Origin of the sequence: Sulfitobacter aestuarii, assembly GCF_042685005.1 — a bacterium.
Classification (GTDB): Bacteria; Pseudomonadota; Alphaproteobacteria; order Rhodobacterales; family Rhodobacteraceae; genus Sulfitobacter; species Sulfitobacter aestuarii.
The window spans coordinates 38,132-53,217 of record NZ_JBHUMP010000011.1 but is presented as its reverse complement, the minus strand read 5'-3'; the positions used below and the strand labels follow the sequence as shown (position 1 = coordinate 53,217).

Annotated in this window: 11 protein-coding genes and 1 riboswitch; of the genes, 3 read left to right on the top strand and 8 right to left on the bottom strand. The window is 64.5% G+C overall.

Features of this window, described 5'->3' with window-relative positions; all coding sequences use genetic code 11:
* Window positions 1-3 precede the first annotated feature (3 nt).
* The 3 genes from gcvP to gcvT all read right to left on the bottom strand — a co-directional run bounded on the left by gcvP (window position 4) and on the right by gcvT (window position 4,432).
* A complete protein-coding gene (gene gcvP / locus ACFSUD_RS13050) occupies window positions 4-2,853 on the bottom strand; it encodes an aminomethyl-transferring glycine dehydrogenase (protein WP_386375045.1) in 2,850 nt (949 codons plus the stop codon).
* A gap of 64 nt (window positions 2,854-2,917) precedes the next feature.
* On the bottom strand, window positions 2,918-3,277 hold the full coding sequence (gene gcvH / locus ACFSUD_RS13045; protein ID WP_386375044.1) for a glycine cleavage system protein GcvH: 360 nt from the start codon (window positions 3,275-3,277) through the stop codon (window positions 2,918-2,920).
* 21 nt (window positions 3,278-3,298) lie between these two features.
* Window positions 3,299-4,432 (bottom strand): glycine cleavage system aminomethyltransferase GcvT, encoded by a 1,134-nt coding sequence (gcvT, locus tag ACFSUD_RS13040; protein ID WP_386375043.1) that lies wholly within the window; start codon window positions 4,430-4,432, stop codon window positions 3,299-3,301.
* A 147-nt stretch (window positions 4,433-4,579) separates the two neighbouring features.
* Window positions 4,580-4,668: riboswitch (glycine riboswitch) on the bottom strand.
* Window positions 4,669-4,768: 100 nt separating this feature from the next.
* Between gcvT and ACFSUD_RS13035 the strand changes: the two genes are divergently transcribed.
* Window positions 4,769-5,323, top strand: a complete 555-nt coding sequence (locus ACFSUD_RS13035) for a gamma-glutamylcyclotransferase family protein (RefSeq protein WP_386375042.1) — start codon at window positions 4,769-4,771, stop codon at window positions 5,321-5,323.
* A gap of 91 nt (window positions 5,324-5,414) precedes the next feature.
* Here ACFSUD_RS13035 and gltX read toward each other — a convergent pair whose 3' ends face one another.
* Together gltX and ACFSUD_RS13025 are read right to left on the bottom strand one after the other, a co-directional pair.
* Window positions 5,415-6,749: a glutamate--tRNA ligase gene (gene gltX, locus ACFSUD_RS13030; RefSeq protein WP_386375041.1), complete on the bottom strand. Its 1,335-nt coding sequence runs from the start codon at window positions 6,747-6,749 to the stop codon at window positions 5,415-5,417.
* A 62-nt stretch (window positions 6,750-6,811) separates the two neighbouring features.
* Window positions 6,812-7,225 (bottom strand): DUF1801 domain-containing protein, encoded by a 414-nt coding sequence (locus ACFSUD_RS13025; protein WP_386375040.1) that lies wholly within the window; start codon window positions 7,223-7,225, stop codon window positions 6,812-6,814.
* Window positions 7,226-7,534: 309 nt separating this feature from the next.
* Between ACFSUD_RS13025 and ACFSUD_RS13020 the strand changes: the two genes are divergently transcribed.
* Entirely contained in the window at window positions 7,535-10,030 is a 2,496-nt protein-coding gene (locus ACFSUD_RS13020) for a hypothetical protein (protein WP_386375039.1), read from the top strand.
* Window positions 10,031-10,138: 108 nt separating this feature from the next.
* Here ACFSUD_RS13020 and ACFSUD_RS13015 read toward each other — a convergent pair whose 3' ends face one another.
* Both ACFSUD_RS13015 and ACFSUD_RS13010 read right to left on the bottom strand, forming a co-directional pair.
* Window positions 10,139-10,819 (bottom strand): DUF1236 domain-containing protein, encoded by a 681-nt coding sequence (locus ACFSUD_RS13015; protein ID WP_386375038.1) that lies wholly within the window; start codon window positions 10,817-10,819, stop codon window positions 10,139-10,141.
* Between the two features lie 328 nt (window positions 10,820-11,147).
* Window positions 11,148-12,806 (bottom strand): NAD+ synthase, encoded by a 1,659-nt coding sequence (locus tag ACFSUD_RS13010; protein WP_386375037.1) that lies wholly within the window; start codon window positions 12,804-12,806, stop codon window positions 11,148-11,150.
* Window positions 12,807-12,994: 188 nt separating this feature from the next.
* Between ACFSUD_RS13010 and ACFSUD_RS13005 the strand changes: the two genes are divergently transcribed.
* Entirely contained in the window at window positions 12,995-14,383 is a 1,389-nt protein-coding gene (locus ACFSUD_RS13005; RefSeq protein ID WP_386375036.1) for an MORN repeat-containing protein, read from the top strand.
* On the opposite strand, the gene ACFSUD_RS13000 is transcribed toward ACFSUD_RS13005, so the two are convergent.
* The gene (locus ACFSUD_RS13000; RefSeq protein ID WP_386375118.1) at window positions 14,384-15,049 is read right to left on the bottom strand and encodes an SDR family NAD(P)-dependent oxidoreductase; all 666 of its coding nucleotides are present in this window, start codon (window positions 15,047-15,049) and stop codon (window positions 14,384-14,386) included.
* Window positions 15,050-15,086 lie beyond the last annotated feature (37 nt).

Below are 15,086 nucleotides of genomic sequence, written 5' to 3'. Positions count from 1 at the left end.
GCGTTATTCCGCCGCTTCGGCATAATCCTCCATCGGCGGGCAGGTGCAGATCAGGTTGCGGTCGCCATGCACGTTGTCCACCCGGTTGACCGGCGGCCAGTATTTGTCCACCCGGAACGCCCCCGGCGGGAAACAGCCCTGTTCGCGGCTGTAGGGCCGCTCCCATTCGCCCACCAGATCCTCCACCGTATGCGGCGCGTTCTTCAGCGGGTTGTTCTCCTTGTCGATCCGGCCCTCCTCGATCGCGCGGATTTCCTGGCGGATCGCCAGCATCGCATCGCAGAACCGGTCGAGCTCGGCCTTGGTCTCGCTCTCGGTCGGCTCGACCATCAACGTCCCGGCCACCGGCCAGGACATGGTCGGCGCATGGAAGCCGCAATCGACCAGCCGCTTGGCGATATCCTCGACGCTGACTCCGGCACTGTCCTCGAAGGGGCGCACGTCAAGGATGCATTCATGCGCCACCCGGCCCGATGGCCCCTTGTAGAGCACGTCGAACGCGCCTTCGAGCCGCTTGGCGATGTAATTGGCGTTGAGGATCGCCACCCGCGTCGCCTGGGTCAGCCCCTCGCCGCCCATCATCAGGCAATAGGCCCAGGAGATCGGCAGCAGCGACGGCGAGCCATAGGGCGCGGCCGAGACCGGCCCCTGTTCGCCGCCCTTCACCGGATGGCCCGGCAGATGCGCGATCAGATGCGCCTTGACCCCGATCGGCCCCATGCCCGGCCCGCCGCCGCCATGCGGAATGCAGAAGGTCTTGTGCAGATTGAGATGGCTGACGTCGCCGCCGAGATCGCCGGGACGGCTGAGACCGACCATGGCGTTCATGTTGGCCCCGTCGATATAAACCTGCCCGCCGGCGTCATGGGTGATCCGGGTGACCTCATGCACGGTTTCCTCGAAAACCCCGTGGGTCGACGGATAGGTGATCATACAGCCCGCCAGATTCTCGGCATGTTTCTCGGCCTTGGCGCGGAAATCGTCCAGGTCGATATCGCCATTGGCGGCGGTCTTGATCACCACCACCTTCCAGCCGACCATCTGTGCCGAAGCCGGGTTGGTGCCATGCGCGCTCATCGGAATGAGGCAGATGTTGCGATGCCCCTCGCCCTTGCTGCGGTGATACGCGGCGATGGTCAGCAACCCGGCATATTCCCCCTGCGCGCCCGAGTTGGGCTGCATCGAGATCGCGTCATAGCCGGTGATGTCGCAGAGCTTCTTTGACAGGTCGTCGATCAGTTCCTTGTATCCCAGCGCCTGATCGGCCGGGGCGAAGGGATGGATCAACGAGAACTCGCGCCAGCTTACCGGCATCATCTCGGCGGCGGAATTGAGCTTCATGGTGCAGGAACCGAGCGGGATCATTGCCCGGTCGAGCGCCAGATCGCGATCCGCGAGGCGGCGCATGTAGCGCATCATCTCGGTCTCGGCCCGGTTCATGTGAAAGATCGGATGGGTCAGATATTCGCTGGTGCGCAGCATGTCGTCCGGCACCCGGTAATCCGGGGTGAAATCGTCATCCGCCTTGGTGATACCGAAGGCGCGCCAGACCGCCTCGACCGTGGCGGGGCGCGAGCGTTCATCCAGCGTGATCCCGACCCGGCTCTCGCCGACCTGACGCAAATTGATCCCCTCGTCGACCGCCGATTTCATCACCGCCGCCTGCAGCGGCCCGACATCGACGGTGATCGTGTCGAAAAACGCCTGCGGATCGACCTTGAACCCTGCGGCTTCCAGCCCCTTGGCCAGCCGCACCGTCTTGCGGTGGATGCGCTGCGCAATCGCCTTCAGCCCCTCGGGCCCGTGGAACACCGCGTACATCGACGCCATCACCGCCAGCAAAGCCTGCGCGGTGCAGACGTTGGAGGTCGCCTTCTCGCGGCGGATATGCTGCTCGCGGGTCTGCAGCGCCAGACGATAGGCACGGTTGCCATGGGCGTCGATCGACACCCCGACGATCCGTCCGGGCATGGCGCGTTTCATCGCATCCTTGCAGGCCATATAGGCCGCGTGCGGCCCGCCATAGCCCTCGGGCACGCCGAAACGCTGGGTCGAGCCGACGGCAATGTCCGCCCCCATCTCGCGGGGTTCCTTCAGCAGCGTCAGCGACAGCGGATCGGCGGAGACGATTCCGATGGCCTCATGCTCATGCAGCGCCCCTATATGCCCGGTGAAATCGCGCACATGTCCGTAGGTGCCCGGATATTGGAAGATCGCGCCGAAGACCTTGTCCGCCTCCATCTTGTCCGGATCTCCGACGATCACCTCGATCCCCAGCGGCGCGGCGCGGGTCCGCATCACGGCGATGTTCTGCGGATGACAATCGCGATCGATAAAGAACGCCTTGGCCTTCGACTTGGCCGACCGCATCGCCATGGTCATTGCCTCGGCGCAGGCGGTGGATTCATCGAGCAGCGAAGCATTGGCGATCTCGAGCCCGGTCAGGTCGCTGACCATGGTCTGGAAGTTCAGCAACGCCTCGAGCCGTCCCTGGCTGATCTCGGGCTGGTACGGCGTATAGGCCGTATACCAGGCCGGGTTCTCCAGGATGTTGCGCTGGATCGCCGGGGGCGTGACCGTGCCGTGATAGCCCTGCCCGATCAGCGAGGTCAGCACCCTGTTCTTGCTGGCGGTGATGCGCATATGCTCGAGCAGCTCGCGCTCCGACATCGCCTTGCCGAAATCAAGCGGCTCCTTGGCGCGGATCGCCTTGGGAAGCGTGTCATCGATCAATGCCTCGAGATCGTCGAATCCAACGACATCGAGCATCTGCGTCATCTCCGCAGGCGACGGGCCGATATGGCGGCGATTGGCGAAATCGTAAGGCAAATATTCGGTCGGCTTGAATGTCATGGCCCAACCCCCTGCGTAAAGTTCCGTTTGCGCCCGGACGGTCGCGCCGTCCGGGCCAATGCGCCTATCCGATGAATTTCAGATAGGCCGCCTCATCCATGAATTCGTCCATCTGCGACGGATCGCTCGGCTTCAGCTTGAAAAACCAGGCCTCGCCCTGCGGATCGTCATTCACCATGCTGGGATTCTCGCTGAGCGCGCTGTTCACCTCGATGATCTCGCCATCGATCGGCGCCAGGATGTCCGAGGCTGCCTTGACCGATTCGATCACCACGACCTCGTCGTCCTTGCTTACCGTGGTGCCCTCGTCGGGCAATTCCACGAACACCACATCGCCAAGCTGCTCCGCCGCGTGGCTGGTAATCCCGACAATGACCTCGTCACCCTCGACGCGCAGCCATTCATGCTCTTCTGTATATTTCATGTCACTTTTCCCCTGTTGGAATCATCTCTTGAAGCCTGCCGCAACGAAGGGCAGGCTGACAATCTCGACCGGCAACCGCCTGCCGCGCACCTCACCCCAAAGCGCGGTGCCGACAGCGCTCTGCGCGCGCGCGACATAACCCATCGCCACCGGACCGTTGACGCTTGGCCCGAAGCCACCCGATGTGACCTCCCCGACCAGGCTGCCGCCCTCGGACGCATCGTAGAGCGCCACGCCCTCGCGCATCGGCGCGCGGCCCTCGGGGCGCAGCCCGACGCGCTTGCGGGCCGCGCCATTCTCCAGCACCGCCAGCACCGTCTCCGCCCCCGGGAAACCGCCCTCCCGCTCACCGCCCCGGCGCCGCACCTTCTGGATCGCCCAGGACAGCCCGGCCTCGACAGGATCGGTGCTCTCATCGATGTCATGGCCATAAAGGCAGAGCCCGGCCTCCAGCCGCAGCGAATCCCGCGCGCCGAGCCCGATCATCTCGACCTCGTCGAACCCCAGCAAGCTCCGCGCCAGTTGCTCTGCCTTGTCGCCGGGCAGGGAAATCTCGAAGCCATCCTCGCCGGTATAGCCGGAGCGCGAAACCAGCGTGGCGATCCCGTCGATCTCGACATCCTGCGCCACGTCCATGAATTTCAGCTCCGCGACCGAGGGCTGCAACCGCGCCAGCACCTCGGCGGCTTTCGGCCCCTGCAGCGCCAGCAGCGCGCGATCCTCAAGCACCTCGATCTCGCAATCCTGCGACAGCGCGGCGCGCATATGCGCGATATCGGCCTCCTTGCAGCCGGCATTGACCACCACGAAAAGTCGATCGCCGAGATTGGCCAGCATCAGATCGTCCAGCAGACCACCCTGCTCATTGGTGAACATGCCATAGCGCTGACGCCCCACACCGAGCCCGAGAATATCCACCGGCACCAGCCGCTCGAGCGCCAATGCCGCATCCTCGACCCTGCCGGATCGGGCCCGGATCATCACCTGCCCCATATGCCCGACGTCGAACAGCCCGGCCGCCGCGCGCGTGTGCAGATGTTCCTTCATGACCCCCATCGGGTATTGCACCGGCATGTCATAGCCCGCGAAGGGCACCATCCTGGCCCCGAGCTCCACATGCAGATCGTGTAATGACGTGCGCTTCAGATCGCTCATCCGGCTTCCTCCCGTTTCCACCGGAGCCACCATAGAGCAAACCGGCACCCGCGTCGCGCAATGCGACCCTGATGCCCCCTCTGTCCTTTCGCCTGAGATCGTTATCCCTTCGGCGGACGCGTTGCGCGCCTCTCTCCAGAGTCTGTCGGTCCCGTCGCGGTCCTTGAGCCTGAGAGTTTCCGGGGCGGTTGCTCCTTCGGCACCGGCTTGCCAGCCGATTCTCCCGTGACGGATGCGCATTGGTATGCCGTGGCATACGCCCGCGTCAAGCGCGCTTGTCTCCCCCGCTCAACAATGCTTTTCTGCGCGCGATCCCATTTTTGGCAGAGCAGGCAGATGACCCCCTATTTCTTCGGCTATGGCAGCCTCGTGAACGAGAACACCCATGCCTATCCCGACACCAGACCGGCACGGCTCAGGGGCTGGCGCCGCGCCTGGGTGCGCACCGATGCGCGCGATATCGTGTTCCTGACCGCGGTCTCTGACCCGGCCTCCACCATCGACGGGCTGATCGCGGCGGTGCCGGGGGCCGATTGGGCGGCACTCGATGCGCGCGAATATGGCTATGCGCGCCACGCCTCGGGCGACGCCGTGCTGCACGATATCCTGCCCGCGCCGGAAATCGCCCATTACGCGATCCCGCCCGACAGCAACCGCCCCTCCGGCGAACAGGTGATTCTGCTGAGCTATCTCGACGTGGTGGTGCAGGGTTTTGCCCGGATCTACGGGATCGACGGGGTCACCCGGTTCTTCGAGACGACGGACAATTGGCATATCCCGATCCTCGACGACCGCGCCGCCCCGCGCTACCCGCGTCATCAGGCACTGACCGATGACGAGCGTGCCCTCGTCGATCATCACCTCGACCGGCTGTCCGCGATAATCGCCTGACAGTAGATCGGCGCGCTTCGCCCCCGAAACGCGCCGCAGCTTCTTTATGCGAAAAATACTCCCCGCGGAGCGCCCGGACCCGCCGCCCGGGCTACGACCGCGCCTTCACCACCTGCAACAGCGGCATCAGCTGCCCCATATCCGGCCCGTGCTCCTGCCCGGTCAGTGCCAGTCGCAACGGCCGGAACAGCCCGCGCCCCTTGCGCCCGGTGGCTTCCTTGACAGCCGCGGTCCAGTTGCCCCAGGTCTGATCGTCAAACGGCTGCTCAGGCAGCAGCGCCATCGCCTCCTTGACGAACTCCCGGTCCTCGTCCTCGATCACCGGCTCCGCCCCGTCACGGAACATCGCCCACCAGCCGTCGAGATCCTTCAGCGTGTGGATATTCTCATGGGTCACTGCCCAGAACCGTTCCGCCTGATCCTCCGGCACGCCAAGCGCCGACACCTCGTTCTTCACCGCCGAAAGCGGCAGGGTCTGCAAGTAGCGCCCGGTGAGCGGGAACAGGTCCGCGACATCGAACTTGGTCGGCGCCGAGCCGAAACGCTCGATATCGAACCCCTCGATCAATGCATCCATGTCGCTGCGCAGCTCCACCGGATCGCTGGAGCCAAGCCGCGCCATCAGGCTCAGCAGCGCGAAGGGCTGCACGCCCTGCTCGCGCAGATCCTTCAGCGCCAGCACGCCAAGCCGCTTGCTCAGCGCCTCGCCCTGCGGCCCGGTCAGCAGCGAGTGATGCGCAAAACGCGGCACCTGCCCGCCGAGCGCCTCGATGATCTGGATCTGCGTCGCGGTATTGGTCACATGATCCGATCCGCGCACCACGTCGGTAACCCCCATCTCGGTGTCATCGACGACGCTTGCCAGGGTATAGAGAATTTGACCGTCACCCCGGATCAGCACCGGATCGGAAACGCTGGCCGCATCGATGGAAATATCCCCGAGGATCCCGTCCTGCCACTCGATCCGCTCCTGATCGAGCTTGAAACGCCAGACCCCGGACCCGCGCTCTTCGCGCAGCGCGTCCTTCTCGGCATCGCTCAGCTTCAACGCTGCCCGGTCATAGACCGGCGGGCGGCCCATGTTGAGCTGCTTCTTGCGCTTGAGGTCGAGCTCGGTCGGCGTCTCGAAGGCCTCGTAAAACCGCCCCATCCGGCGCAGCTCATCCGCCGCGGCGTGATATTTCTCGAGCCGCTCGGATTGCCGCTCCACCCGGTCCCAATGCAGCCCGAGCCAGTCGAGGTCGCGCTTGATGCCGTCGACATATTCTTCCTTGCTGCGCTCGGGGTCGGTATCGTCGATGCGCAGGATGAAACTGCCGCCCGCCTTGCGTGCGATGAGGAAGTTCATCAGCGCCGTGCGCAGGTTGCCGACATGGATCCAGCCGGTGGGCGACGGGGCGAAACGGGTGATGGTCTGATCGGACATGTGGCGCGCTCTCCTGTTGCTCGCCCAAGTGTCACAGGGCGCCCGATTTGTCCAGATCGCGCTCAGCTCGGCCGCACCGGCCAATGCCCCGCCAGATCGCGCAGCCCGGCCCGGATCAGCTCGGCCAGAACCCCCTGATCGGCATCCGCCAGCTTGTTCAGATAGAGACAGGATTTGCCGACCTTGTGCTTGCCGAGCCGCGTCAGGATCACGTCGAAATCGGCATATCCCGGCATGATATAGATCGAAAGCCGTGCCCTGCGCGGCGCGAAGCCGGTGGCGAACCAGCTGCCGGAATGGCCGGATGCGTAGGTATAATCATAGCGGCCATAGCCGAGCATTCCGCCTTTCCAGAGCACCGGATTCCAGCCGGTGACCTCGCGGAACAGCGCATCGAGCGCCCGCGCCTCGCCGTGCCGCCGCTCCGGCGTGACCTGCCGCAGGAATTCGCTGACCTCGTCGATCTCTGCCTCCATTCCCGGCTCTGTGTCCTTAAGACTAGCATACCGGCGCGCCCATGCAAAAAGGCCCGGGCGCAAACGGAGCCATTCCGCACTATAGGACACGCGTCCTACCAGCCTGCCGACCGAAAGGTCGGCAGGCTTTTTGTTTTTTTGCCCTAATCTCGGCTGATTTTTCCGTCATCAGAGGCGGAATCGCGGGAAGTCCGAACTTCCCGCGGTGAGCGCTCTCTTGCGCCCGCCTGATTTCGTCATTGGCCAGACCGGCCAATCTTGGAGGTGCGCGAGCTCTTGACCCAGAAACGGACGAAAGGACCGGACAAGGTGAAGAGCCTGGAAAACCTCACGCTCGCGCAAGTATACCCTCGCGTATCGGGCGACACAAATCTCAACTGCTGCGGCGATCCCGATTGCGGGAACTACGGGATCGAACCGGCTCCAGCAAAGCACGCCTTCGTGGGGCGTGGCTCGGCCGAGCGGCGACTGAAGGCCGCGATGGCCGACCCCGCGGTTGCGCATGGCGTCGGACGCTACAAGATGGAGGCTGAGAGCGGCGATAACCTGCATCGAGAGACCGATGCGTTCGAGTTCACCGGTGATCCGCGTGCCTGGAATGACGGTCGGGTCCTGATCTGCCAGCACCTCCGGGGCAACTCGGAATGTGGCGTTCGGACCAGGCTGATTTCGAATGAGGCCTACGAGGAGGAGCGGCATCGATTATGGGTCCAGAACGGCGCCCTGGAGGGGCCGTGCTGCGGCAACTGCGGCACCGGTTATCTGGAAAAGCCCGAGGAGTTCATTTTCAACGGCGCCAACGGCAAGCCATCGCGAAAGGTCGGCCACAAGAAGGGTTCTGTGCCTCGTGCGCGCTTTGTCCGGGTGATCCACAAGCCCTGCAAGGGACTGCCTGGCTCCCGCTTCACGGTTTCCAGCGAACATCGTCGACAGAAGAAGCGCGACGAGAACATCGAGATATTGTCTCTGCTGGCCAACGGCGCTGGCCTCCACGACATTCGGCGCATTCTTCGGACGCCGAGAGGCGAAACGGAGCCGGGAATGTCCAGGCTCTACGATCGCATCTTCTGGCTCGAACGGACCCTCCTCGCCTACGAACAGGCGCAACTTGCGGAATGGCGAAAGGGCGTCGAACGGCAGCGCATCAAGGACGGCAAGCCATACACCCACACCCGCATCGCTCACGACGACATCGTTATGGGGGTGAACTGGCAGACCAAGATCGACCGCAAGATCACGCAGCTGAACTGCTCGGTCAGCGCCGACATCCGGTCAGGCTATGTCTTCCGCTGCGATGTGGATTTCGATCCGACCATCGACCCGCTGGAGGTCATCGAGGACGCCTATTTCTGCGTCGCTCGGGGCGCGACTCTTCGCAAGCAGTATCGGAACTCGAAAGGCACCTTCACCGCGCCACTGCTCCACTTCCAGCGGCCGACAGCGCGGTTCGACGAGCCAGCACTCTTCTCCGCCGCGGAGAAGCGCCTGCGCCATTTTGTGGGGCGGACCGCCAAGGCATTCGATGCCGCCGGAGAAGCGCTCTCGCCAGAGGCCTACATGGCGACGCAGGCCGCCAGCGCCCGGGCCGACGAGATCGAGCACCTTCGCGATCAATGGTTCAACTTCGTGAAGCACGAGCGCGACAGCCGAAACGCCTTCGATGGCGTAATGACGCGCGATACCTACACGAAAGCGGCCTCGCTCGCCTGCCTCAAGTGGATGATCCCGAGTGGCAAGCTCACCCTCGTCGGCGAGAAGGAAGGGCAGATGGCCCGGGTCGTGCCGCACATCTTTCGGGAGGAGATCCTGGCGGACAGGTTCGAATGGGCGGTCATCGGTTTCAGGAAAGATGCGCCGATCGACCGTATCCGAGAGAAGCAGGCGCAGTTCTCGGAAAGCCTCGCGGCGTGGTGCGAGATGCATCCCGACCTGGCACCTTGGGAGGCGCTACAGAGCTGGACATCCTCACACCTGAGTCCCGCCTTCCGCACCGACCCAAATGATCAGTCGAGAAGCTCGTGGGTGGGGCCAAACCTTGCCTCGGCCGCATTCCCTCGCTTGTGGGTCAATAGTCCCATCCAGACGGCCAACGAGATCGACAAGACGGTGGGCTTCCCGATCCTGTCCCCGCGCTATCGCGCCGCCTACCGACGGCTCGGCATCGACGACGAGATCGACGACCCGGAACTCCGCGCCGCCATAACCCGCAGGGTCATCCACGCAACGATCCAGCCGACCTCCACCTTCATGAACGCGATCCGCGAGCGCGTCAGTATCATTCAGCGTGCTGGCGGTCGTAGCTCTCGTTTGGGCGCCTCATACATCAACGGCGCCGCCTACAATCCGCGCGTCCTGATCGCCCTGATGAACATATGGCGCGTGCACTACAACTTCTTCGACTGGAGACCCTACAGAACGCCTCTGGAGGCGGATGCATCGACTGCGGAAGGCCCGACCACAGACGCTACGGAGGATGCTGCTCATCCGGCAAAGAATGGTGAGCAGCTGAGGCGCCTCGCGGTGCCGGGCACAGACAAGGTGATCCTCGTGCCGAAGAGGCGCGCCGACAAGGTCATCCGGACCACCCCGGCAATGCGGATGGGTGTCCATAAGCCGTCGCAACCGAAGGACTCTGGTCGGGAGGAGGACAGCGCTACCGAGGAGGAAACCTCGGGCGGAGCCACCAAGAAGAAGCGAGACCGCCGGCGGGACGACCGACCTCACCTCCCCGACCTCGCCAGGATTCTCTACCAGCCTTGGCTGTTCCACGGCACGCCGATGTGGGCGAAACTTCAGGGTCGATGACGATCCAAAACGGAGAACGGGCGACAGTTTCCTGCCGCCCGTGTCCTACAACTCGGAATGGCTCCGCCGCAAACCCGGGCCTTTCTGATCAATCAGCCGTCGCTGTGGTTACCGCACCACGTGGACAATGGCGTTGCTTTCGGTCTCGACCAGCACCGTCTGGCCGTTGATGGTGGCATAACGCAGACCGTCCTGCGGCACTTCATAGGTGGTCACGTTTTCGGGCACCGTCGCACCGACCACGACTTCGCCGTCCAGATAGACGGTTTCGACCGGGTTCGAGGTCACATAGGTGACGGTTTCGGTGGTCGGCTCGACCGCCGCCGATCCGGCCGCTCCGCCGAGGATGCCACCGGCGACGATGCCGCCGATCGGGCCGCCGACGGCATAGGCGGTCAGCGCGCCGATCGTGGCACCGGCCGCGGCACCGGCGTTCTTGTCGGCCTGGGTCTCTTCGGTGTTCTCATAGGTCACGGTATTGACCTCGATGGTCGCCGGATTGGCGCTCAGCGCCACGGCCTCTTCCTCGACAGATACCGCGAGGTAATTGGACGAGGACCAGCCCGCCGTGCCGTCGAAATCGACCTTGCACCAGGTATTGGCGTCAAGGCAGCCTTCCACCGCGGCGGTTTCGCCACCGGGGATCACGCCGACAACTTCGAATTGCGGGCCGGGGCCGCTGCGGATGTTGAGATCGGTGGCAGCGATGGCTTCGGCGCTCTGGGCGAAGGCCGGGGCGGCGGCGGTAAGGGCGATGACGGAGGCCATTCCAAGTTTTGCGATACGCATTGTATTCTCCTTCCAATGGCAGCGGTCCGGCCCCGTTATGGTTGCCGCATCATGCCCGCTGCCTGACTGGGGAATGAACCTCGATCACGGCCGCAGGTTCCAAGCAGAAGCCGACTTTTCCAGATGCGTCCTCAACCGCTGCACGAAAGCGGCAGCTTCATGCCGACCGGCGCTACCCACCGGCAGAATTTCACTGGTTTCAAAAGATTAGCGACAGGAACTGGCAGCTTCACGATTGTCGCCGGGCCTGTGAGAAGGACGGAAATCGGGCGTCATCATCCGCGTCCCGCGAAGTTCGATCACAACGCGCCTCCGCGGTCCGACAGCGTCAGGACGGGTCGCGCCAGCGGTTGACGATCGGATAGCGTCGGTCGAGCCAGAACGCCCCCTTGGTGAGCCGCGGTCCCAGTGCCGACTGGAAACGCTTGTACTCGCTGATATAGATCAGATGCTCGACCTTCTTGGCCACCTCGCGCTCGAGCCCGGCCGCCACGCAATCGGAGATTGAGCCGTTCTGATCCACCAGGATCTCCAGGATCGCATCGAGCACCGGGTAATCCGGCAGGCTGTCGCTGTCCTTCTGATCTTCGCGCAGCTCGGCACTCGGCGGCTTGTTGATGATGTTTTCCGGGATCACCGCGCCGTCCGGCCCGCGCATCCAGTCCCGGTGCTGCGCGTTCCGCCAGCGGCAGGTCTCGAAAACCCGGGTCTTGTAGAGATCCTTGATCGGATTGTAGCCGCCCGCCATGTCGCCATAGATCGTCGCATAGCCCACCGCCACTTCCGACTTGTTGCCGGTGGTCAGCAGCATCTCGCCGAACTTGTTGCTGAGTGCCATCAACAGCAACCCGCGCAGCCGCGACTGGATGTTCTCTTCGGTCAGGTCCGGTTCCGTGCCCGCGAACAGGGGCGCCAGCGTATCGGTGATCGCGCGGCGCGCCGCGCCGATCGGCAGATAATCATACTGGCTACCCAAGGCCTCGGCGAGCTGCTCGGCATCCTTCAGCGAATGGTCGGACGTATATTCCGAGGGCAGCATCACGCAGCGCACATTCTTCGCGCCGAGCGCATCGACCGCGATGGTCGCGACAATGGCGGAATCGATCCCGCCCGACAGGCCCAGGACCACTTTCTCGAACCCGGTCTTGCGCATGTAATCGCGCAGCCCCAGTACCATGACGCGGTAATCCTGCTCCCATTCATCCGGCATCGCCGCCAGGGCCTGCGGCACCACCCGCCAACCGGCATCGCCGCGCTCCAGATCGACATGGCGGATCTCTTCGTCAAAGGCCGGAAGCTGCACCGCGAGCGCCCCGCCGGGATTGAGCGCGAAGCTCGCCCCGTCGAAGACCTGGTCATCCTGACCGCCGACCATGTTGAGATAGATCAGCGGCAGCCCGGTCTCCACCACCCGCGCCACCATCAGGTTGAAGCGGGTCTCCATCTTGCCGCGGTAATAGGGCGAGCCATTCGGCACCAGCAGAAATTCGGCACCGGTCTCCGCCAGTGTCTCGGCCACGTCCGGGTGCCAGGCATCCTCGCAGATCGGCGAGCCGATGCGCACGCCGCCCACGTCATAGGGTCCCGACAGCGGGCCGGAGGCAAAGGTGCGCACTTCGTCAAAAACCGTCTCGTTGGGCAGCTCGTGCTTGAAGATCTCGCTGGCGATCCTGCCGTCCTTCAGGATCAGATAGGCATTGTAAAGCACCGTGCCCTCGACCCAGGGCGCGCCGATCGCCAACGCGGGACCCTCGGCGCATTGCGCCGCCAGCGTCTCGAGATGTGCCATCACATCGAGCTGAAACGCATGTTTCAACACCAGATCCTGGGCATTGTAGCCGGTAAGGAACATCTCCGGCAGCGCCACCAGATCGGCCCCCGCCGCCTTGCCCTTCTCCCAGGTTTCGCGCGCCAGGGCGGCATTGCCCGCCAGATCGCCGACGACCGGGTTCAGCTGCCCCAGGGTGATGCGAAAACGATCTGCCATATGCGCGGCCCTTCTGCTGTTCCGCCCCGATGTAGCAGATCACGCGCCAAGGGGAAGCCCAAGCCCGGCACCCGGGCAAAAGACGATTGCCCCGCTAGCCCCCTTTGCATAGGTTTAAGCCAATCTCGCAAGGGGAGGTGCCGCCCGTCAGAGCTGCCCAGGCCCCGCCCGTCAAAACAGGTTCGCCCATGTCAATCCGCCCGCTGATCCTCTGCCTCGCCCTGCTGCCCCTGCCCGCGCTCGCGCAGGACGGCAAGGTGCTGACCAAGCAATATGACGATGGCGGCATCTACGAGGGCACCTTCCGCGGCGGGCTGCAGCACGGCACCGGCACCTACCGTCTGCCCAACGGCTATGAATATTCCGGCGACTGGGTCGATGGCGAGATCAAGGGAGAAGGCATCGCGCGGTTCCCCAACGGTTCGGTCTATGAAGGCGGCTTCACCAAGGGCAAGCCCGACGGTTTCGGCAAGATCACCTTCGCCGACGGCGGCACCTACGAGGGCGAATGGCAGGCCGGGGCCATTCTCGGCGAGGGCGTGGCGCTCTATGCCAACGGGGTGCGCTACGAGGGCCAGTTCCGCAATGCCAAACATCACGGCAAGGGCGTGATGCAAAGCCCGGGCGGCTATGAATACAAGGGCGACTGGGTCGATGGCGAGAAACAGGGGATCGGCACGATCACCTATCCCGACGGCGCGGTCTATGAGGGCGAGATCAAGGGTGGCAAGCGCAGCGGCACCGGCACCCTGACGATGCCCGACGGGCTGGTCTATGACGGTCTGTGGAAGGACGGCCAGATCGACGGCAAGGGCATCCTGACCCAGCCCAACGGCGATGTCTACGAAGGCGAGCTGGTCAACGGCCGCCGCTCCGGCACGGGCCGCGTGACCTATGCCAACGGCGATGTCTATGAAGGCGAATTCAAGGACGACCGCCGCGAGGGCAGCGGCACCTTCACCGGGGTCGACGGCTATGTCTATACCGGCTCCTGGGTCAACGGAAAGATCGAAGGCGAAGGCCGCGTCACCTATCCCGACGGCTCGGTCTACGAAGGCGCGTTCCGCGACGATCTCGCCGATGGCTCTGGCAAGATCACCTATCCCGACGGTTCGACCTACGAAGGGTCATGGGCCAAGGGGGTGATCGAAGGCGAGGGCCGCGCCACCTATCCCAACGGCGTCACCTATGAAGGCGAGTTCAAGAATGCCCGCAACGACGGGCGCGGCGTGATGACCTATGCCGACGGCTATCGCTATGAAGGCGCCTGGAAGGACGGCCAGCGCCACGGCGAGGGCAAGGCGACCTACCCCGACGGCACGATCTATGAAGGCGCGTTCAAGGCCGGACAGCGCCACGGCAAGGGCAAGATCACCATGGCCAGCGGCTTCACCTATGAGGGCGACTGGACCGATGGCGAGATCGAGGGCGAGGGCAAGGCGACCTATGCCAATGGCGATGTCTACGAGGGGACGTTCAAGGCCGGCAAGCGCCAGGGCAACGGCACCATGCGCTACGCCACCGGCGAGGAGGCCAGCGGCACCTGGGATGACGGCGCGCTCAGCAACGACGGCTGATCACCAGGGTACCGCCTCGCCCGCCCAGTCGAAGAACCCGCCGCTTTGCCGCGGTGTCAGCCCGTCGATCACCGACAGCAGGTTACGCGCCGCCTCCGCCGGGCGCACCGCCGGATGCCGCCCCAGATACCTGCGGGTGAATTCGGTCTCCACCGTGCCCGGATGCAGCGCCACGCAGATGCTTTCGGGATGGCTGCGCCCCAGTTCGATCGCCGCGCAGCGGACCACCTGGTTCACCGCCGCCTTGGCCGCGCGATAGCTCACCCAGCCGCCGAGCCGATTGTCCCCGATCGAGCCGACCCGCGCCGAAAGCACCGCCAGCACCGCGCGCCGGTCGCGCGCCAACAGCGCCGGTGCATGCGAGAGCACCAGTGCCGGTCCGATCGCATTCACCGCGAATTGCGCCGCCATCGCCTCGGCGCGCAGCGCCTTCAGGCTCTTCTCCGGCCGCGCCCCGCCGATCTCCAACGCCCCGCTCGCCACCAGCACCAGATCGAATTGCCCCTCGCAGGCCCCGAGATGACGCCGCACCGACGCCTCGTCGGTCAGATCCAACGCGTCACGCGAGCGCGACAGGCCGCTCACCGCATCGCCCCGCGCGCGGCAGGCCGTGGCCAGCGCGCTGCCGATCCCGCCTGATGCCCCGATGATCAATACCCGTGCCATGCGGATCAGATAGCCGCCACCCGCCATGCTTCAACGC